The 18609-nt window shown below is 57.1% G+C and carries 20 protein-coding genes; 9 read left to right on the top strand and 11 right to left on the bottom strand.

Annotated elements, in window-relative coordinates; translation table 11 throughout:
- Positions 1-7: 7 nt before the first annotated feature.
- Genes NI000_RS09025 through NI000_RS09010 form a run of 4 tightly spaced genes read right to left on the bottom strand, consistent with a single transcriptional unit; the run spans position 8 to position 3432 of the window.
- Entirely contained in the window at positions 8-613 is a 606-nt protein-coding gene (locus NI000_RS09025) for a response regulator transcription factor (RefSeq protein ID WP_253409734.1), read from the bottom strand.
- Positions 610-1755, bottom strand: a complete 1146-nt coding sequence (locus tag NI000_RS09020) for a sensor histidine kinase (protein ID WP_253409733.1) — start codon at positions 1753-1755, stop codon at positions 610-612. The genes NI000_RS09025 and NI000_RS09020 overlap by 4 nt, the downstream gene beginning before the upstream one ends.
- A complete protein-coding gene (locus NI000_RS09015) occupies positions 1756-2496 on the bottom strand; it encodes an ABC transporter permease (RefSeq protein ID WP_253409731.1) in 741 nt (246 codons plus the stop codon).
- Positions 2497-2526: 30 nt separating this feature from the next.
- Positions 2527-3432, bottom strand: a complete 906-nt coding sequence (locus NI000_RS09010) for an ABC transporter ATP-binding protein (protein ID WP_253409729.1) — start codon at positions 3430-3432, stop codon at positions 2527-2529.
- A gap of 312 nt (positions 3433-3744) precedes the next feature.
- Between NI000_RS09010 and NI000_RS09005 the strand changes: the two genes are divergently transcribed.
- Together NI000_RS09005 and NI000_RS09000 are read left to right on the top strand one after the other, a co-directional pair.
- Positions 3745-4428: a flagellar brake protein gene (locus tag NI000_RS09005; protein ID WP_054974069.1), complete on the top strand. Its 684-nt coding sequence runs from the start codon at positions 3745-3747 to the stop codon at positions 4426-4428.
- A gap of 31 nt (positions 4429-4459) precedes the next feature.
- Positions 4460-5272: an NAD kinase gene (locus tag NI000_RS09000; protein WP_010496445.1), complete on the top strand. Its 813-nt coding sequence runs from the start codon at positions 4460-4462 to the stop codon at positions 5270-5272.
- A 91-nt stretch (positions 5273-5363) separates the two neighbouring features.
- On the opposite strand, the gene NI000_RS08995 is transcribed toward NI000_RS09000, so the two are convergent.
- Entirely contained in the window at positions 5364-6062 is a 699-nt protein-coding gene (locus NI000_RS08995) for a YutD family protein (protein ID WP_253409727.1), read from the bottom strand.
- An 18-nt stretch (positions 6063-6080) separates the two neighbouring features.
- Positions 6081-6956, bottom strand: a complete 876-nt coding sequence (gene lipA, locus NI000_RS08990; RefSeq protein WP_253409725.1) for a lipoyl synthase — start codon at positions 6954-6956, stop codon at positions 6081-6083.
- Positions 6957-7113: 157 nt separating this feature from the next.
- Here lipA and larB point away from each other — a divergent pair, with 157 nt between their 5' ends.
- The gene (larB, locus tag NI000_RS08985; protein ID WP_253409723.1) at positions 7114-8052 is read left to right on the top strand and encodes a nickel pincer cofactor biosynthesis protein LarB; all 939 of its coding nucleotides are present in this window, start codon (positions 7114-7116) and stop codon (positions 8050-8052) included.
- Positions 8049-9113, top strand: coding sequence for a LarC family nickel insertion protein (locus NI000_RS08980; RefSeq protein WP_253409721.1), 1065 nt, complete (start codon positions 8049-8051; stop codon positions 9111-9113). The genes larB and NI000_RS08980 overlap by 4 nt, the downstream gene beginning before the upstream one ends.
- 135 nt (positions 9114-9248) lie before the next feature.
- Here the strand turns inward: NI000_RS08980 and larC are convergent, their stop codons facing one another.
- Entirely contained in the window at positions 9249-9725 is a 477-nt protein-coding gene (gene larC, locus NI000_RS08975; protein ID WP_253409720.1) for a nickel insertion protein, read from the bottom strand.
- A gap of 126 nt (positions 9726-9851) precedes the next feature.
- On the opposite strand from larC, the gene NI000_RS08970 reads away from it, so the two are divergent.
- On the top strand, positions 9852-10928 hold the full coding sequence (locus NI000_RS08970; protein ID WP_253409718.1) for a M23 family metallopeptidase: 1077 nt from the start codon (positions 9852-9854) through the stop codon (positions 10926-10928).
- 77 nt (positions 10929-11005) lie between these two features.
- Here the strand turns inward: NI000_RS08970 and yunB are convergent, their stop codons facing one another.
- From yunB to NI000_RS08950, 4 genes are all read right to left on the bottom strand, one after another.
- Positions 11006-11788 carry a sporulation protein YunB gene (gene yunB / locus NI000_RS08965; protein ID WP_253409716.1) on the bottom strand — a complete coding sequence of 261 codons (783 nt, stop codon included), beginning with the start codon at positions 11786-11788 and terminating at the stop codon, positions 11006-11008.
- 175 nt (positions 11789-11963) lie between these two features.
- A complete protein-coding gene (locus NI000_RS08960) occupies positions 11964-12278 on the bottom strand; it encodes a hypothetical protein (RefSeq protein WP_253409714.1) in 315 nt (104 codons plus the stop codon).
- 169 nt (positions 12279-12447) lie between these two features.
- On the bottom strand, positions 12448-14916 hold the full coding sequence (locus NI000_RS08955) for a heavy metal translocating P-type ATPase (RefSeq protein WP_301292415.1): 2469 nt from the start codon (positions 14914-14916) through the stop codon (positions 12448-12450).
- A gap of 172 nt (positions 14917-15088) precedes the next feature.
- A complete protein-coding gene (locus NI000_RS08950; RefSeq protein WP_054972207.1) occupies positions 15089-15451 on the bottom strand; it encodes an ArsR/SmtB family transcription factor in 363 nt (120 codons plus the stop codon).
- 204 nt (positions 15452-15655) lie between these two features.
- Here NI000_RS08950 and NI000_RS08945 point away from each other — a divergent pair, with 204 nt between their 5' ends.
- The 4 genes from NI000_RS08945 to NI000_RS08930 all read left to right on the top strand — a co-directional run bounded on the left by NI000_RS08945 (position 15656) and on the right by NI000_RS08930 (position 18565).
- Positions 15656-16183, top strand: a complete 528-nt coding sequence (locus tag NI000_RS08945; RefSeq protein ID WP_253409712.1) for a dienelactone hydrolase family protein — start codon at positions 15656-15658, stop codon at positions 16181-16183.
- A 55-nt stretch (positions 16184-16238) separates the two neighbouring features.
- Positions 16239-16622, top strand: coding sequence for a GntR family transcriptional regulator (locus NI000_RS08940; RefSeq protein ID WP_253409710.1), 384 nt, complete (start codon positions 16239-16241; stop codon positions 16620-16622).
- 12 nt (positions 16623-16634) lie between these two features.
- Positions 16635-17750 carry a DUF1648 domain-containing protein gene (locus NI000_RS08935; protein WP_253409708.1) on the top strand — a complete coding sequence of 372 codons (1116 nt, stop codon included), beginning with the start codon at positions 16635-16637 and terminating at the stop codon, positions 17748-17750.
- 155 nt (positions 17751-17905) lie between these two features.
- Positions 17906-18565, top strand: a complete 660-nt coding sequence (locus tag NI000_RS08930) for a TetR/AcrR family transcriptional regulator (RefSeq protein ID WP_253409706.1) — start codon at positions 17906-17908, stop codon at positions 18563-18565.
- Positions 18566-18609: the final 44 nt, after the last annotated feature.

Below are 18609 nucleotides of genomic sequence, written 5' to 3'. Positions count from 1 at the left end.
CGCCGGGTCAAGTCTCGATCCACCCTTTCTTTTGGGCGATCGCCACGGCATCGATCCGGTTTTTGGCTTCGAGCTTCTGCATGATTTCCGAGATGTAGTTGCGCACCGTACCCTGAGATAAAAACAAGGCGCCGGAAATTTCACCCACCGTCAACCCTTGGGCCAAGTGCCGCAAAATATCCTGCTCCCGCTCCGTGAGCGGGTTTTCTTGTTCCCACATCGAGTAGGCCAGCTCGGGACTAATGACCCGGCCGCCCGCATGAATGATGCGCAGAGCGCCGGCCAGCTCGGATACGGGGGCGTCCTTCAACAGATACCCTTGTACCCCCGCCCGGATCGCGCGTTGAAAATAGCCGGTCCGGGCAAAAGTCGTCACGATGACGATCCGGCACCGGCTTCCCTCCGCTTTCAAGCGTTCGGCCACGTCGAGTCCGCTGAGCACCGGCATTTCAATGTCCATGACGCAAAGATCGGGATCCAGGCTCAGAATAAGCCGAAGCGCTTCTTCCCCGTCCCCGGCTTGACCGACGACCTCGATATCTTTTTCCATCGAGAGCAGCGTGCTCATCGCGCCCCGCAGCATGCCCTGGTCTTCCGCAATGACGATGTTCATCGATTTCCCTCCGTTTGCTGCCGTTTAACTACGTTCGGAACCGTAATGGTCAACGTCGTTCCCGTCTCCTCCCGTTTGGAGAACTCCAATGTCCCTTCAATGAGGGACAGCCTTTCCTTCATGCCCAGCAGGCCGCTTCCCGCCTGTCCGAGCTTGCTTCCCGCGCCGTCGATCCCGAGACCGTCGTCGTGCACCTTGAGCACAAAGGAGCCGGATTTCTCAATGAGCTCCACCTTGCAATGCTTCGCCTTGCTGTGCTTGACCACATTGGTCACGGCTTCCCGCAAGCACATGCTTAAGATGTTCATCACGACAGGGGTCGTCCGAATCCGCTCCGCATCCCCTGCTATCTCGAAACCGATCCCGGCCGAGCTCAAAATTTGCCCGGCTTGCCGAAGCTCGTCCGCGAGATGCACCGTCCGCATATCGGAGATCAGCTCCCGAACCTGCTTCAGCACGGTTCTCGACGTCGTCTGGATATCCTTCGCTTCCTGCACCGCCCGTTCGGGATCGTGCGGGATGAGCCGCTCGACCAGCTCGCCCTTCAGCGTAATCAGAGACAACGTGTGACCGAGTGTGTCGTGCAGGTCTCTGGCGATCCGCTGGCGCTCTTCGTTTTTGATCAGCCGCTCAATCTCGTCGTTCGCATGCCGCAGCTGCTGGCGCAGCTCTTCCGCCTTTCGGTGGGACTTCATGGCAAAGGGCAGTACGGCAAGAATGATCAGGCTGGGAATAAAATCGAGATGCACCGCCTCGCCCGCTTTTTCGTAAAACAGATACATCACCAAAACGAAGGCGATCACCATGTACGCAACGGAAAACGCCACTTTGCGGACGGTTGGAAGCATGCCGACCGACATTATGCAGTAGAAGCCGAAATATAAAAAAGAGGGGTTATACAAGTACCCCAGAACGGCAACGGAAGTAATCTGGATCAGCGCATACACGAAGCGCCCCTCCGTATTCCACAGCGCCTGCCGGAAAGCAAGCGCCAGGATGGCAACAGCCACGAATCCGATCCACGCTTCGCGGAAGGGCAGCTGCAGCAAGAAATATACAGGGACCGTCATATTGATGACCCAAATCAAGCCGAAATGTTTAAGATTGTCCGGAAACAACCGGAATGGCAAACGCAGCTTCATTTACACCGCTTCCTGTTTTTTAGCGAGATAAGAAGATAGTATCACAAAAGCGATCAAATACGCAGCCAAGATAGCCAAGTTCATAAAATCGGGCAGGCGGCCGGCAATCAGCGACCAAGTCCCGTTTCCGAAGTTGTAGGACGGCGTCCAAACAGCGATGGCCTTCATGAGCGGCGGCATCGCATCGACAGGCATCCAAAGGCCGCCGATCAGCGACAGGCCGATTTGTAGCAGGCTGGCGATCACTTGGGCCAGTTCCGCCTTTTTGAACATGCCGACCAGCGTGCCGAGCGCAAGGAACGTCAGCGAACCGATCAGGAGCCATAAGCCGCAGCCGACCCATTGCGCCATACTGAGCTGAACCCCTTTGAGCAAGCCGCCCGCCAAAAACATGACGACGATAATCGCCGTATTCACCAACGCCATAGAGACGATTTTGGCGCCGACGTATGCGCCGGAAGGCAGCGGCGTCACATGCAGACAGCGCACCCAGCCTTGCGCCCGCTCCTGGGACATGCGGACTCCGAGTGTATTCACGCTGACGGACAGCAGCCCGAAGGCCGTCATCGACATGAGATAATACGTCTTCCAGGCGGTCCCGCCCATACCGGCGTCGCCCCCGGCGGAATTCGTAAAAATAAGATAAAACAGCATCGGAAATCCGATAGAAAAGATAACGACCTTTTTGTTGCGAAGCGAGCGCAGAAGCTCTGCCTTGCATTGGGCAATGAACATATTCATATTCGTAGTCCTCCTGTACTTTCGAGTGCTTTAGACCGTTGCTTCCGTTTCCGGTAAGCCGACCAGCGATTGAAAAGCGTCTTCCAGCCCGCCCTTGTGCGTTTCGATATCTTGAATGTCCAGATCGCTGCGGATCAAGGCGTAGAGCAAGCCGTCCGTATCTCTGCCGTACAGCTTCACGCGGCGGCCGGTCCATTGCAAGTCGGTGACGCCGGGGAGATCAAGCAGCTCGCTCGTCATAACATTCGCTCCGGCGGTGAAGGACACGTGCCGGTTGCCGGCGCTTTCCTTAATCTCGGCCAGCGTTCCGTCGGCAACGATTTTCCCTTGATTGACCACGACGACCCGGTCGGCGATGCTGTCGGCTTCCTCCAGATAGTGGGTCGTCAAAATAATCGTCCGCCCGCTGCCGGCAAAAGAGCGGATCGTCCGCCAAAATAACTGCCTCGACGTCACGTCCATCCCCAGCGTCGGTTCGTCCAGAAAAATTAATTCCGGGTCGCCGGCCATCGCCAGTGCGAAGCCCAGACGCCGCTTCTGTCCCCCGGACAGCGAAGTGGCGTATTTGCTCCGGTCGTTTTCGAGCCCGGACATTCGCAGCAGCTCTCCGGTCGATAATGGTTTTGTATAATAGCTGCGGAACAGATCGATCGTCTCCTCCACCTTCAGGCTGTCGATCACGCTTACCTCCTGCAGCATGACGCCGATCCGGTTGCGGACGCCCCTATACCGCGGACTGCCGCCCATCAACCGCACTTTGCCCGCCGTGGGAGCCGTCAGCCCCAACATCATGTTGACGGTCGTCGATTTGCCTGCGCCGTTGGGTCCGAGCAGCGCGACGATGCTTCCTTGTTCGATATGCAGCGTCATGTCGTCCACGGCCTTTTTATCCTTGTATTGTTTGGTTACATGTGCGAGCTCGATCACGTGCTTCATGATTTCATCACCTTTTGCTGTTCGGGTTAACTTCCTTGGTTAAATCATATATTGCCGCAGCCTGGCGCTGTAGTTATTCGTATCATTTCTTTCGGGTGATAAATATCATCTCGTGCTCGGAACGGCACAAAACAATAGAGCCTGCTCTCCGACCGGAAGCGTCAGGAGGACAGGCTCGCTCGCGCAAAGCCGGGAAGACGCTGCAACGAACGAACTCCGTGCTTCCGGCATTGTGTTATTTTACATTATTGATTATTATGGATGTAAACGGTAATGAAAGTTTCAGAAAATCATACCGTGTGGTGATAACTGATGAACTGGACCTTGGCCTTGGCAAACGAAACGGTTGTATTCCCCAGAAGCTGCAGTCTCATCGTGGTAGGCGAAACCAAAGAGGGCTCGCCCTTTTGCTACGAGGACAACTTTACGCTTCTCAAAGCTTCCGCGGAGGAACTGACGGTCACGCTCGATGCCGCGTCGATCCATCCGCTGGAGAAGCTGCATCATGTATGCTTTATTGAATTTTCTTTCCGCGAGCAGGGCATTCTGTATTATGCTTTGGTTGATCTGCTGCATTTGGAAACAAAGCGCAATGTATGCACGTTGACCTTAACCGCGCCGCTGGAGCTGAAGCAGTCGCAGAAAAGGCGCTATCCGCGTATTGCCCTGCCCACCCGCACGCCGGTCACTTCCCGGATCGTCGGAGTACGGGAGCAAATATCGCATCAGAACGTGGCGTTTACGGGACAAATCCTGGATTTGTCCAGCGGAGGGATGGCGTTTATGACGTCGACCCGCGTGTTTTGCCCGCTCGAATTGGAATTATCTTTTGTTCTTCCCGGCATTGCCCAGAAGATTACGGTCTATGGGGAAATCGTGCGCGTGGCCCATTTCAGCAGCGATGCTTATCGGGTAGCCGTGCGGTTCCATCGTGTTCCGGACAGCACTGCCGCGCTTATGGAGGAGTATTGCTCCGCTTCGGGAGCCGACAGCTGACGAAAGCGGATAGTTATAGGAGGATAACCGGTTGAAATACAATGTGATACACCGCGGCGATGACATCTCCATCCAATTGATGCACAGGTTTCACGAATTGATCCGTCAGTACGGGCTCATTCACGAGGAAGCGTCCCCCGATATCGTACTATCCATTGGTGGCGACGGGACGCTGCTTCATGCGTTTCATCAATATAAGGACCAGCTCGATCACATTGCATTTACCGGGATTCACACCGGAAGACTCGGTTTTTATGCTGACTGGAAGCCGGATGAAGTCGAGCTGCTTGCCCAGCTGATGGGCGAGAGCGCCAATCAAAACGACCTGCGCGCCGTCAAATATCCTTTGGTCGAGATCCAGATCACGACTCCCCAAGGGATCGAAACGGAGCTTGCGCTGAACGAATTTACGCTGAAAGGCGTCGACGCCACGCTGGTTGCCCAGCTGCATATTAACGACGAGCTGCTCGAGACGTTCCGCGGCGACGGCATCTGCATCTCCACGCCGTCGGGAAGCACTGCTTACAACAAAAGTTTGGGCGGCGCCATCGTGCATCCGTCGCTCGACGCCATTCAGATTGCGGAGATCGCTTCGATCAACAACCGCGTATTCCGTACGCTCGGTTCGCCGATCTTGCTGCCGAAGCATCATCACTGCGACATTTATCCGCGCGCGAACCAAAATATTTTGCTGTCGCTCGATCACTTGTACATGCAGCGCAACGATATCATCTCGATCCGCAGCCTGGTCGCCGCCGGCAAAAAGGTCAAGTTCGCCCGCTTCCGCCCGTTTCCGTTCTGGAGCCGCGTACGCGAAGCGTTCATCGGCTATGACATGGTTTGATGACGCTGCAATTGGCTGGCGTAAAAAGACCCGGTGCCCGTCCTCCCCGCACTTTTGCAGGGAGACCGAGCATCGGGTCTTTATTTGGTCGCTACGCCTCCACGCGAGACGATTCCGGCTTGGGCTTCGGCGGATTCTGGGGAGGCTGTCCACCTTTCGGCTTGGACGCATGCCCCTGCTGCCTGTTCTGGCCTTGATGTCGGCCCCCTGATCTTCCCTCGCCCTGCCGCGCAGAACCGTGCTGCGATTTGGACTGGTTTTGGCCGCCGGACTGCTGGCTTTGCCCATGGCGGGAACCATACGTCTTACCGGACGGGTTGTACCGTTGATGCTGCGGCGACGGCGTGCGGGGGGCCCCCGAAGCGGCCGTGTCCTCATGCCGGTGCACGGAGGCTTCGGCGGTTACAGCGGGCTGCGGGCTCGGCCTGTCGCCTTGTTCTGCCCCTGCGCCTGCCTCGGCTGCCGGACTATCCTCATAGAAGTCCCCCGGCGACCCGGTCGGTTCCACTCCGCTCTTGTTCGGCACCTTCTCAATAATGAAATAGGCGCAGCCGAAATTGCAGTACTCGTTCAAATAATCCTGAAGCGTGGAGATCATGCTGTCCTTCGTCGCTTTCGGATGGTTGTCCTTAAAAAATCCGCGCAGCCGGAGCTGGCTGTAGCCCCAGTCGCCCACAATATAATCGTACCGCTCCAGCACCTCGCTGTACCGGTCGCGGAACGCCTCGAAACGCCAGCCGTTTTTATGATCAACGACCACTTCGTACGTTTTACCGGAAATATGAATCACCGTATCACCTCCCCAAGTTTACGACTGCTTCGCCGATTGGACCTGTTCATGCGCATGATACGAGCTGCGGACGAGCGGACCGGACTCCACGTGGCTGAACCCGCGTTTCAAGCCCTCCTGCTTCAGCTCTGCGAATTGCTCCGGCGTGTAGTACTTGGACACCGGCAAATGCTTGAGCGAAGGCTGCAAGTATTGGCCGATCGTCATAATGGAGCAATCGACGGCGCGCAAGTCGTCCATCGTCTGCAAAATTTCGTCCCATGTCTCGCCAACGCCGAGCATGATGCTCGATTTCGTCGGGATCGAAGGGGCAATTTTCTTGGAGCGCTCAAGCAGCTCCAGCGAACGGCGGTATTTGGCCTTGGCCCGCACCTTGTCGGACAGCCGCTCCACCGTTTCCACGTTGTGGTTCAAAATATTAGGCTTCGCTTCCAGCACAGTGCGAAGCGCTTCCTCGTCCCCTTGAAAATCGGGAATGAGCACTTCGACCCCGGCCAGCGGCAGACGCCCCCGGATCGCCCGGATCGTCGCGGCGAATACGGAAGCCCCGCCGTCCTTCAGGTCGTCCCTTGCGACGGAAGTGACGACGACATGGCGCAGGCCCATCTGCTCCGACGCCTCCGCGACACGCTCCGGCTCCTGCAGATCCAGCTCTGTCGGCATCCCTGTATTGACGGCGCAGAATCGGCATGCCCGCGTACAGATGTCACCCAAAATCATAAAGGTCGCGGTCCGGGCCGCCCAGCACTCATGGATGTTCGGGCATTTCGCTTCCTCGCATACCGTGTGCAGCGTTTTGCCGCGCATCATGTTTTTCAGCTCTTTGTAGTTGTCCCCCGTCGTCAGCTTGATTTTCAGCCATTCGGGCTTGCGTTCTATTTGATGAGTCGCCATGGATGCACTCCTGTTCCGCAGCAAGCTTTTCTTGCGCTTGGATTTGAAGCTATTATATCACGAATAGGCCAACAATCCACTTTCGAAATTACTTTGAGATGGGAAATATGGTACACTGAAGTAAGGTTTTTGGGAGCGGGAGGTTCGAGCATTTACGATGATGAACATCGACAACATACTTAAGCTGGTGCAATCCGGCGATCTCGATATCGCCGAAGCCAAACGTCTGCTAGAGGAAGGACTGTCCGGGGAGCAAACTGCCCCGGGCAGGCGGCAGGAAACGGCCGTACAAGCCGGAAGAACGCCAGAGCAGCCGGCAATCGATAAAAACGTAAAAGACGCCGGGGAGAATTCAACCGTGGAAACGCCGATGCGCCGCAAGGCGTCCTTCCTGTCGCTTTCGGAGGACGCCGTGGACGACAGTCTAGGCTACGCGCAGCTCGATCTGAGCCGTCCGGCGCGGACCGGCTTCCCCGAGGTCATCTACGGGGAAAGCAAATCGGCGGAGCAAATCGCCGCGATCTTCGAGCGGCTGGCCGCCCATACGGACCGCGTGCTGGCGACGCGCGTCGACGCGGATAAAGCCGCCTATGTCGCGGAGCGCATCCCGGGAGTGAAGCATCACCCCGAGGCGCGGGCGCTGACTTGGCTGCGGAGCGGCGAAGCCGTGACGGACGGCGGCAGCTACATCGCCGTCGTCTGCGCAGGCACGTCGGATGTGCCTGTGGCGGAGGAAGCCGCCGTGACGGCCGAGTGCCTGGGCTCCCGCGTGGAGCGCGTCTACGACGTCGGCGTGGCCGGCATACACCGGCTGTTCCGCCGGCTGCCGGTCATCCGCGGAGCGAGCGCGGTCGTGGTTGTCGCCGGGATGGAAGGGGCGCTCGCCAGCGTCTTGGGCGGCCTGGTGGCCGTACCGGTCATTGCGGTGCCGACAAGCGTCGGCTACGGCGCCAGCTTTCAAGGCGTCGCCGCGCTGTTATCCATGCTCAACGCCTGTGCGCCCGGCATTTCCGTCGTGAACATCGACAACGGCTTCGGCGCCGGATATAACGCCGCACTAATCCACCAAAACGGGACAAAGAGGGATGAAAATTGAAAATCTTGTATTTGGACTGCTTCTCCGGAATCAGCGGCGATATGACGCTGGGCGCGCTTGTCGACGCCGGCGCCGACCGTCACTATATCGAAGAAGAGCTTCGTAAAATTCAGATCGAGCCGTTCACGCTGGAATGGAGGCGCGTGAACAAGCGCGGCATATCTGCACTGAAGCTCGACGTCGTGCTTGATCCACATACGCCGCCGGCGCACCATCGCCACTACTCGGAAATCGTCGAGCTGATTCATCGTGCCGGCTTCAACGAGCGCGTCGTCAAGCTGAGCCTCGCGATTTTCGAGAAGATCGGGGTAGCGGAAGCGAAAATACATAACATCCCGATCGACCGCGTTCATTTTCACGAAGTAGGCGCGATCGATTCGATCGTCGATGTGATCGGGGTAGCCTTGGCCATCGATTCGCTGGAGATCGAGAAAATTTTGTCCTCCGCCGTACCTCTCGGCTCCGGCACGGTGCACTGCGATCATGGCATTTATCCGGTGCCGGCTCCGGCCACGCTGGAAATGATGAGAGGGCTGCCGATCGCGCCGACCTCGTATTCGCTGGAGATGACGACGCCGACAGGCGCGGGCATCGTCTCCGGACTCGTCGACGAATTCGCCAAGGGCCTCCCGCCGATGATCGTGGAGTCGATCGGGTACGGGGCCGGAACACGCGATTTGCCGAACCAGCCTAACGTGCTGCGCGTCGTAGTCGGGCAAGCCGATCCCTATTTGAACAAGTGGCAGGTGCACCACGAAGAGTTCACGCACGAGCACGTTCACGGACATCATCAGCCGGAGCACCATCATCACGGACACTCGCACGAGCACGGACACCAGCATCACGAGCATTCGCATGAGCATGGGCACGAGCACCATCATCATGAGCACTCGCATGAGCATGAGCATGAGCACGGGCACCATCATCACGGGCATTCGCACGAGCATGAGCACGGACACGAAAAACATAGCCAGGACGATCACACGCACGATGAGAAGCATCCTCACGTGCACCACAAGCATGACAATGACGGTCCGGACGATACTTGCATACGGCAATAGTTAAAACGAGCGGCTTTTCCTCCGGGAAAAGGCCGCTTTTTCGTTTCGCTGCTTCACTATGGTAGAACGGCCAACGGACGGCTTCCGCCGGCAGATACACAAGGTCTGCTTCGGGAGAGCCGTCCGTTGGGTTGTTTAGGCGCGGCCGCGCTCCATAAACCGCCGCCGCACCTCGTCGTACACTTGCTTGAGCGGCACACCGTGCGTTTTGGCCACCTGCTCGCATTCCTTAAACTCCGGGGCGAACTGGACGAGCTCTCCCTGATGGAACCCCGCTTTTACCTGAATGGGTCCCCAGGGCGTATCGACCCTGTGAAGCTCTCTTCCCAGACGGTGGCATGAAGCCCGCAAATAACGCAAGCCAAGCGTCGTCGTTTCCCGGAAAATAACGTCCTCCATTCGCTTCGCGCCCTCATCGTCGGTCAGTACGTTCAGCATGACGCCGGGACGGCCTTTTTTCATAATAATCGGAATCCAGTATACGTCGTTGGCCCCCTGCTCCAGCAGCAGGTCGGTCACGTACGAACAATATTCCGGATTCATGTCGTCGATATTGGCCTGTAAAATAAGCATGCGGTCATCTATATGCTCTTCCCTGTGATCAAACGGCATCCGGCATCCCCCCCATGCCTTCATCATATCAAACCGGACAAGGGATAAAAAGGCAGCGGCCCGCACATGCTACAGTTAAATGAAACCAGCGTATCGATACCCGAACGAAGGAGGCAGCTATATCGTATGGCAGCATTCCATGCACGAGTGTTAACCGCGGCGGCTCTGTGTGCCGCGCTGCTCGTTGGTCCGGCATGGGGGGGCCTGGAAAACCGGGGGTTCGCCTATGCTCCCGCAGCCAAGACTCCTGCATTACCGAAAGCAAGCAAGGCGGCGAATGGAATGAAAGCCGTGTTCGCCGAGCGCAAGGATCTATTCGACAAAGTCGGTGCGGTTACCGGTATTCCTTGGTATTATTTGGCAGCGGTCGATCAATACGAGCGGACGATCAACCTGGCCAAAAAGCGCCCGGCCCCTGACGGAATGATCGCCATTTATTTTACCGATCTGCAGTGGGGCGGCATTCTCAACCCCGACCACGAGGACAAAAATGTGAAGAGCATTCAATGGTTCGGAGGAATCGGTAAGGACGGCTCGGGGGACGGCTTGGCAGACCGGATGAACGATCTTGACCGGCTGTATTCGATGGCGGCCAACATGCTCCAAAAAGGAAGCGCCGAGGAAGACCTCCGAATCGGGCTCTGGGACTATTACCAAAATACTCGGAGCGTCGAGCGGATTCAGCAATTCGCCCGGATCTACGCCCATTTCGATACGCTCGACTTGTACGAGCATTGCTTCGTGATGCCGCTTAGCGCCGATTATTCCTACCGCAGCACGTGGGGGGCCAGCCGCGGCTGGGGCGGATACCGCATCCACGAAGGAACCGATATCTTCGCCGGCTACGGCGTTCCGGTGCGTAGCGCCACGTACGGCGTCATCGAAGTGATGGGCTGGAATCCGTACGGCGGCTGGCGCATCGGGATCCGCGATCTAAACAACGTGTATCATTATTACGCCCATTTGTCCCGCTTTAACAAAAAAGAAGTGCAGCAGGGCAGCATCGTAAAACCCGGCCAAGTGGTCGGTTGGGTCGGCAGCTCCGGCTATGGGAAGCCCGGCACGTCCGGGAAGTTTCCGCCCCATTTGCATTACGGATTGTACCGGGACAACGGGTTGACGGAATGGTCCTTCGATCCGTACCCCCACTTGCGCAAATGGGAGCGGGAGGAGCGCATGCGGCGCAAGACGACCACACCGTGACGGAGCTGGTCCCTGCATGAGACACTAAAATGATCCGGTGCGTAAACGCGGAAGTTTCCGCGAATCCCGTACCGGATTTATTTTGCTTTCGGCTCGACGGACGACTCTTTGCTTCGCGCTTCCGAAGCATCGGGTTTCGCCGCCGGAACGTTTACATTCGGGAGCGAGATCCCCGGGGGCAGCGGCCCCGACTGGCCGACCGGATTGCCCCGGCCGTCAAAATAATAGGTAGGCACATCCCCGACCACCAGTGAGTAGGATACGGGCAGCTCCGTTTCCACCACTTCGGGCGCGGAATCGAATGGAATAATGACCGTCATTTCGACCGTCACATGAACGTATACCTCCACCAAAATCATATTGATGCCGGCGCTCTGATAGCGCGTATTCAGCTCCACCTTGGCTGTGCCCGCAGGCACGAGCCGGATCGGAATATTCGGTCCGAACGAAGCGAGAAGCGGCGAATGCATCGCCTGACCGAGCGGGATGTGCTCCGGAACGGAGCCTACGGCTTCCAGTTGCTTGGTCACAATATTGACCGTGTCGGCGGTAATCCGGCTGTGCTCCGCATAATTCAACATGAAGCCCGTAATTTTGCCGCTGTTGTCGGTACGCCAATCGATCAGCTTCTGGAAATTGGTGTTCTGCGCCATCCGGTCCGCGATCGCCGAATTGATCGCTTCTGTCGCGATTTGCTTCACGCGCACCCGCGCCAAATGCACCAGCGGTTCCTTTAAATTTCGCTCGACGTATAAATAAGCCTGCATGCAGAGAAGCAGCAGAACGACCAGCACGATCAACAGCGTGCGCTTCAGCTTGCTTTTTCCCGAGGGACTGCTTCTCCATCTGCGCCTCAGCACCGCGGCTCCCCCTTCCCCGGCCTGTACGGCCCGTCTGTTACAGCCTATGCGGACCGGCCGGGAAAAAGACGGAGCAGGTTGGAAACGAACTGCGCGGCGTTCAAGCTGCCGCTGCTATGACAATTGAAAAAACCTGGCCGCCGGCCAGGCTCTTTGCTGCAAATATAGTAAACCATTACACTCCCCAATACTCCCTGGCTACAAACTTGTAATAGTATTGGCCTGCCGGTTGATCGATTCCCAAAGTTCCGTTGAGGTTCTTGTGCCGGTTGCCGGGCGTGACACCAAGATACACCGAAGTCGAGCCTACCAGAACATCGCCGTTCGGCGTTACGCGGTACAGAGAGATATACAGCGTATCCGGTGCGCTTCCCATGTTGACGACCGTTCCGCTGTACACGATATTGCCGACCGCATGGTCAAAGGATCTCGTGTAGTTCGTATTGTTGGTGAAAGCCGACGACGCTAAGGTTAACAGGAGGACCAGCATGACGAGAAAAGAGCCTGTCGTTTTTTTACCAATCGATTCACCTCCTCTACGATAAAAAATAGATGCGAGGTCTTGGAGTGACTTCTGAATTTTCGTTAAACTATTCAAAATGAGCATAAAAAAACCGCCTTTCACAGGGAAAGACGGCCGGCAAAAGAGCCTCGCGACTTTACGGCTTGATGCGGAGCAGCCGCATGCCGTTGGCGATCACGATAAGCGAGCTGCCCGTGTCGGCGAGCACCGCCAACCAGAGCGTCGAAGCTCCAAAGAAAATGAGAGCGAGAAAGACCGCCTTCACAAGCAGGGAAAAGGCGATGTTTTGCTTAATAATCCGCAGCGCACGGCGGCTTAGCCGCACTGTGTACGCCAGTTTGGACAGATCGTCCGCCATCAGGGCGACATCGGCCGTTTCAAGCGCCGTGTCGGTACCGGCTGCCCCCATCGCGATGCCTACGGTGGCGGTGGCCAACGCAGGCGCATCGTTGACGCCGTCCCCCACCATCGCGACATGTCCGTGTTCGTTCATCAGCTCGCGGACGGCGGTTACTTTATCCTGCGGCAGCAGCTCGGCGCGGTAGGCGATCCCGCCCAGCTTGGAGGCGGTCGCCTCTGCCGTTCCCCGGTTGTCGCCGGTCAGCATCACCGCTTGACGAATGCCTGCGGCGCGAAGCTGCTCCAATGCCATGCGGCTGTTCGGACGAAGCTCGTCGGAGGCTGCGAAGACTGCCCACGGCTCCATGGCGGTGCCCAGCACCATGACGGTGTTTCCTTGGCTTTCCAGCCGCTCCAGCTCTCCCCGCAGCGATTCCAGGGACATGCCCAGCTCTTGGACGAACCACCGGGGGCTCCCGATAAAGAACAAGCTGCCGCCGACTTGTGCTTTGGCCCCGCGTCCAGGCACGGCGGCAAAATCCGTGATGTCCGCAAGCGGCACGCCCTCCCGCTTCGCTTTCCTGACGATGGCCTCGCCGACGGGATGCCCTGACCGCGCCTCGATCCCCCCTGCGATCGTCAGCACCTCTTCCGCGGTTCTTCCTCCCAGCGGAATGCATTCCGTCACCTCGGGCACGCCGGCCGTCAACGTGCCGGTCTTGTCGAAGGCGACGGCCTCTACGGCGCCGAGCCGTTCCAAATAGGCGCCGCCTTTGATCAATACGCCGTGTCTCGCCGCATTGCCGATCGCCGATACGATGCTGACGGGCGTAGAAATGACCAAAGCGCACGGGCAAGACACGACGAGCATCATCAGCGCGCGGTAAAACCACGGCTCGAACGGCTGGCCGAACGCCAGCGCGGGAATCACCGCAATGCCAAGCGCAATAAGGAGCACGGCAGGGGTGTAGTACTTGGCAAACGCATCGATGAACCGCTGCGACGGCGCTTTCTGCGCCTGGGCATCCTCGACCATGCGGATGATGCGGGACAGCGTGTTGTCTTCCACGCGCCGGGTTACCCGGATTTCCAGCGCCCCTTCCCCGTTGATCGTGCCGGCGAATGCTTCGCTGCCCGTTTCCTTGAGCACCGGGACGGATTCGCCCGTAATCGGAGCCTGATTCACCGACGAAGTCCCTTGGACGACCATCCCGTCCATGGCGATTTTTTCACCGGGCTTCACGAGCAGAATGTCCCCGACTTCGATCTGCCCCGTCGGCAGCTTCATCTCGCTGCCTTGCCTGCGAACCAGCGCCTCCTTAGGCGACAAATCCATCAATCCGCGGATCGACCTGCGGGTCCGGTCCATCGTGTAAGCTTCGAGTGTCTCGCCGAGCGAGAAAAGCACCACGACGGCGGCACCTTCCTCCCACTGCCCGATGCAGCCGGCGCCGATCGCCGCTACGGTCATCAGCAGATCCATGCCGATCGTCCCCGACTTGAGCCCGTAGATGCCGGTACGCGCGATGCGGAAGCCGCCGATCACCATGGCCGCGGCATAGAGCAGCGTGACGACTGTTTCCGGCGCGACTTTGGTTAAAGCAAGCAGCCAGGCAACCAAAAACACCGCTCCGGACACCGCTGTCGGCACCGCTTTTTTGTTGCGTTTCCAGAACGGCTGCTCGCCGTGGGTTCCGGGCAGCGTGCCGTTGTCGGCGATGGCCGTGTAGCCCGCCTGCCTTACCGTCTGCATGACGGCTTCCCCGGCCATCCCGTCATGAATGACGGTCATTTTGGCGGCCCCGTAATTGACTGAAGCGATCTGGACGGTTGCCAGCGCCCCTACTCGTTTCTCCAGCTTCCGCGCGCAATCCGCGCAGTCCATTCCTTCGATACGGTACACGCTGGATATCGCTCCGGCCGCCGCGGCTTCCGCAGCCGCCGCCGCCAGGGCGGCGTTGGCCGCATCCTCCGCCTCGTGGCTGCTTCCGCAGCCGCAGGCGCCGTGATCGTGGCTATGACCATGGCTGTGGTCATGATCGTGATGATCCCCGCAACCGCAGGCGTCATGGCTGCGGCCGTGATCGTGAGCGTCACTGGGATTGTGGTTGTGATCATGACCATGCTCGTGGCCGTGTTCGTGTCCGCACCCGGCATCATGCACATGCTTAAGCTCTAGGTCGTGCCGGGGATCGCCGTTTCCATGAACGTCGGGCTTGCTGCTGCGCGACCCTTCGGACCCGCAGCAGGATGGTTTGCCGGACATATCTCCATCTCCTCTATACAATACATGATTAATTGTTCATACGTTTATTACCATCTTATGTCATCCATTGCAGATCTGTCAACCGGCGTACGCCCTTCTTTTGAAGCAGCGATGAAAAAGAAATAGAAAAAAGCAGGAGGATCTCCCCCTGCTTTAGTATGCTCACTTACCGCTAGCCGTGCTTGACGTGCTGCAGCATCTGCACGAAAATTTGCTCGATGTGCTCGTCGTCGAGCGAGTAGAACACCGTCTTCCCTACTTTGCGCCGCTTCACGATGCGTAAATTGCGCAAATAGCGAAGCTGATGCGATATCGCCGACTGCCCCATTTCCAGAACCAATGTCAGGTCATGCACACAAAGCTCTTTCTGCAGCAGCGTATATATGATCTTCACCCGCGTCGGGTCGCCCAGCGCTTTGAATACATCCGCCAGTCCGGCCGCCGTCGCTTCCGGGATCAGACTTTCCTTCAAATCTTCAATCTGAGAGGTGCCTTCACAGGTCTCATCGCATTGATCTTGCAGCACTTTTTCCAAGACACAACACCGCCTTCATCCTAATCAAGCTTATCCGTTGCTCCCATTATAACAGAAAACCGAATGGGTTGCCGGATCTCCTACAAGCTTATTTGTAATAATTATAATTTAGTATCTGCAATTTGCAATCAGCCTTGACTCCCTACGTATAACTGTTATATATATAGTATAACAGTTATAACTACAAACTTGGGGGAATACGATATGAGCACACGATGGAATCGCAGCATACAGCAATTAGCCGTCGGTTCTCTGTTAGCGGCGGCGATTGTCCAACCGTTACACGCCCTGGCCGAAAAAGCGCCGGTTGAGCAGACGAGCGTCCAATCCGCCGATGCACCCAAGGAAGCCGATGCCGGCTCTTCAAACGCATTCGCACGGATGGTCCCGCTGCGCGCCGCGGCGAACGTACCGAAAAATTTTGCGCTAGGCGATCCGGTCTGGTGGTTCGACTTCCGGAACTATCGGGGCGGCGAAATCGCCAAGCGTCAATCGACGCCGCTTCTCGTTCTGCAGGGCGATAACGATTTTCAAGTGACCGCAAGCAACCTGGACGGCTGGAAGTCTGCCCTGTCTACGCGCCAAGACGTCGTTTACAAGCTTTATCCGAAGCTGAACCACGGGTTCGTCGAGTTCGATCAGCCTTCCACGGGCAAGGAATACGCCCTTCCCGGCAACGTGCCATCCTACGTGATTGACGATATCGCCGGGTGGCTGACAGGCAAAAACTAATTTTGAGGCGAAACCACGGGGTTCACCCCGGCAGCCCAAAGTACGAGGGGATTCCATGATTATTAAATTGGATTTACAGTCGGAAACTCCAATTTATGCCCAGTTGATGAATCAGATTCTCGAAGGCATTGCGAGCGGCGCCTTGAAGCCCGGCGAGGCGCTTCCATCCGTGCGCAGTCTCGCTTCGGATATCGGCATCAATCTGCATACCGTGAATAAAGCCTACACGCTCCTGAAGCAGGAAGGCTTCATTCAAATTCACCGCCAAAAAGGGGTTGTCGTCCAGCCGGACGGCATGCCCCAGATAACCGAGGCGTATAAAAACAAATTGCGCGAGCAGTTGACGCCGATCGCAGCCGAAGCCATATGCCGCGGCATGCGCGAGGAGGAGCTGCTCGGGTTTATCCAAGGCATTTTCAACGATATCAAAGGGAACTAAGGAGGAGGCTACATGCATATTGGAATCGCTTTGCTGGTCGCGGCCATTTTTGTGCCGGTCATTGTGATGCTGGCCGGTTTGCCGTATTTTACGAGAACGACGAATCATTTCGGCGTATCGATCGATTCGCGGCACTATCACGATCCCGAGCTGCAATCGATGCGCCGCCGCTATGCCTGGTGGAACGGGGCGATCGGAGCCGTGCTTCTCATCGTTTTGATTTTCGTCATACAGGGAACGAACGAGACGCAGCAGGGGCTGTTCATCATCGGTTTTGTCTTGGCGCTTATGGCGGCGTCGACGGTCGGCTATTTCGTCTATTACAACAAAATGAAGCAGTGGAAGGCGACGCGTCCTTTGGAGAACGCCAGCGCCCGGTTCATTGCCGTCGACACCTCGTTTCGGAGCCGGAAAACGACGTATTCCGATTGGTGGTACCTGGTTCACCTGGCCTTCGTTGCCCTGTGCGCCGGCATTGCTTTGTGGAATTATGATAAGCTTCCAGACACTCTCGTGTCGCGGTACGATATGCAGGGCAACCCGACGGCCACCCAGCCGAAAACGTACTGGAACGTTTTTTTCCCGAATGTGATGCAGTTGGTCCTGATCTTCATATTCGCGTCCATTAATACAGTGATCCGCAAAAGCAAACAGCAGATCGACGCGAATGCGCCCGAGCAATCGCGCGAACAGAACATCCGGTTCCGCCGGATCTGGTCTCTCGTGTTGTTGGTCATGGGCTTCTTGATGCTCGTGCTGTTCTCGTTCATCCAGTTCTTCTTGCTATTCCCCTTTGACGGTTCGGTACTCGTCACCGTGGCGATCACGATTCCCGCTCTGATGCTGATCTTGGTTCTCGTAGTCTCGTTCATTACCGGGCAAGGCGGGAGCCGGCTCGGCGGATCGACTGCAACGAACGAGAAGCCAGTGCCCGGGACAGCCGACGACGACAAGTATTGGAAGCTGGGATCGATCTACTATAATCCGGACGATCCTTCGCTGTTTATCGAGAAGCGGGTCGGCATCGGCTGGACGATCAACGCAGCCAGACCGATGGCGTGGGTCGTTATGCTGGCGCCGCTTGTGCTGGTCGGGGCGATCCTTATCATCGCGGCCATCAAAGGCTGAACCCGGACCGCGGGTTTCGGAATGCCGTTCGGACGGTTAATCAGACTTGAGGTTGCGGCAGCAATCCGTCCCCTGAAGGCGGGCTTGCTGCCGTTCGTTTTTCATAGCCCCTGTGCGATATGCGGCTTGACAATTGGAGAGGCTCAACTATAATTTTGAGTAAACACTCAAAATTTGAGCAGGAAGGACGAATGATGGCGATGGCGAGAGGCGAAAAGAACGATCCCGAGCTGAAAAAACAAAAAATCGTCACGGCGGCCCTCCGCCTTTTTTCCGCGAAAGGCTACCATGCGACGACGACCAAGGAAATCGCAGAGGAAAGCGGCGTAACGGAAGGCTTAATCTTCTACTACTTCGGCGGCAAGCGCAAGCTGCTCATGCATATTGTCCACAGCTTCTCCTTCGCGCTGCTGGCGCAGGACGGCGCGGACCGGTGGAAGCGGCTGCCGTTGGACGAAGCGCTGGTACAGTACGGATGCCGGTACCTGCAATTTTTGAAGGAAAACCGGGAGTACCTTCTGCTGATCTGGTCCCCAGAGATGATGCGGGATGAGGCCGTTTCTCAGGAAGTGCTCCGGCTCATCGGAAACATCGGCGCCTCCGGCAGCAGCATTTTGAAGCAGTCGGCCCCCGTTGGACAAATAAGCGAGCAAACCTATCACGTCGCCGCAACGATGCTTAATGCGTCGATCCTGCTTTATTTCGCGCTGCATTCCCGCTTTGGGAGCGAAATGGCCGTGCTGGGCGATGAAGAAGCTTATATTCGCCAACTGGTCGGCCTGCTGCTCCACGGCCTTTACAAAGGTGATGCCTAATGCGTTCCTTGAAAGGCCAAATTTTTTTAAGCAACTTTTGAGTG

This window comes from Paenibacillus tyrphae, assembly GCF_024158745.1.
GTDB lineage: Bacteria > Bacillota > Bacilli > Paenibacillales > NBRC-103111 > Paenibacillus_G > Paenibacillus_G tyrfis_A.
The sequence above is the reverse complement of the archived record's forward strand: the minus strand, read 5'-3'. Positions and strand labels throughout refer to the sequence as shown.

Excerpts from the sequence above, each read along its gene's own strand:
- NI000_RS08970 (WP_253409718.1), top strand. The coding sequence starts at position 9,852 with ATGGCAGCATTCCATGCACGAGTGTTAACCGCGGCGGCTCTGTGTGCC.
- NI000_RS08945 (WP_253409712.1), top strand. The coding sequence starts at position 15,656 with ATGAGCACACGATGGAATCGCAGCATACAGCAATTAGCCGTCGGTTCT.
- NI000_RS09025 (WP_253409734.1), bottom strand. The coding sequence starts at position 613 with ATGAACATCGTCATTGCGGAAGACCAGGGCATGCTGCGGGGCGCGATG.
- NI000_RS09020 (WP_253409733.1), bottom strand. The coding sequence starts at position 1,755 with ATGAAGCTGCGTTTGCCATTCCGGTTGTTTCCGGACAATCTTAAACAT.
- NI000_RS08960 (WP_253409714.1), bottom strand. The coding sequence starts at position 12,278 with ATGCTGGTCCTCCTGTTAACCTTAGCGTCGTCGGCTTTCACCAACAAT.
- NI000_RS08955 (WP_301292415.1), bottom strand. The coding sequence starts at position 14,916 with ATGTCCGGCAAACCATCCTGCTGCGGGTCCGAAGGGTCGCGCAGCAGC.
- NI000_RS08940 (WP_253409710.1), top strand. The coding sequence starts at position 16,239 with ATGATTATTAAATTGGATTTACAGTCGGAAACTCCAATTTATGCCCAG.
- NI000_RS09005 (WP_054974069.1), top strand. The coding sequence starts at position 3,745 with ATGAACTGGACCTTGGCCTTGGCAAACGAAACGGTTGTATTCCCCAGA.
- NI000_RS08935 (WP_253409708.1), top strand. The coding sequence starts at position 16,635 with ATGCATATTGGAATCGCTTTGCTGGTCGCGGCCATTTTTGTGCCGGTC.
- lipA (WP_253409725.1), bottom strand. The coding sequence starts at position 6,956 with ATGGCGACTCATCAAATAGAACGCAAGCCCGAATGGCTGAAAATCAAG.
- NI000_RS09010 (WP_253409729.1), bottom strand. The coding sequence starts at position 3,432 with ATGAAGCACGTGATCGAGCTCGCACATGTAACCAAACAATACAAGGAT.
- larB (WP_253409723.1), top strand. The coding sequence starts at position 7,114 with ATGATGAACATCGACAACATACTTAAGCTGGTGCAATCCGGCGATCTC.
- NI000_RS09015 (WP_253409731.1), bottom strand. The coding sequence starts at position 2,496 with ATGAATATGTTCATTGCCCAATGCAAGGCAGAGCTTCTGCGCTCGCTT.
- larC (WP_253409720.1), bottom strand. The coding sequence starts at position 9,725 with ATGCCGTTTGATCACAGGGAAGAGCATATAGATGACCGCATGCTTATT.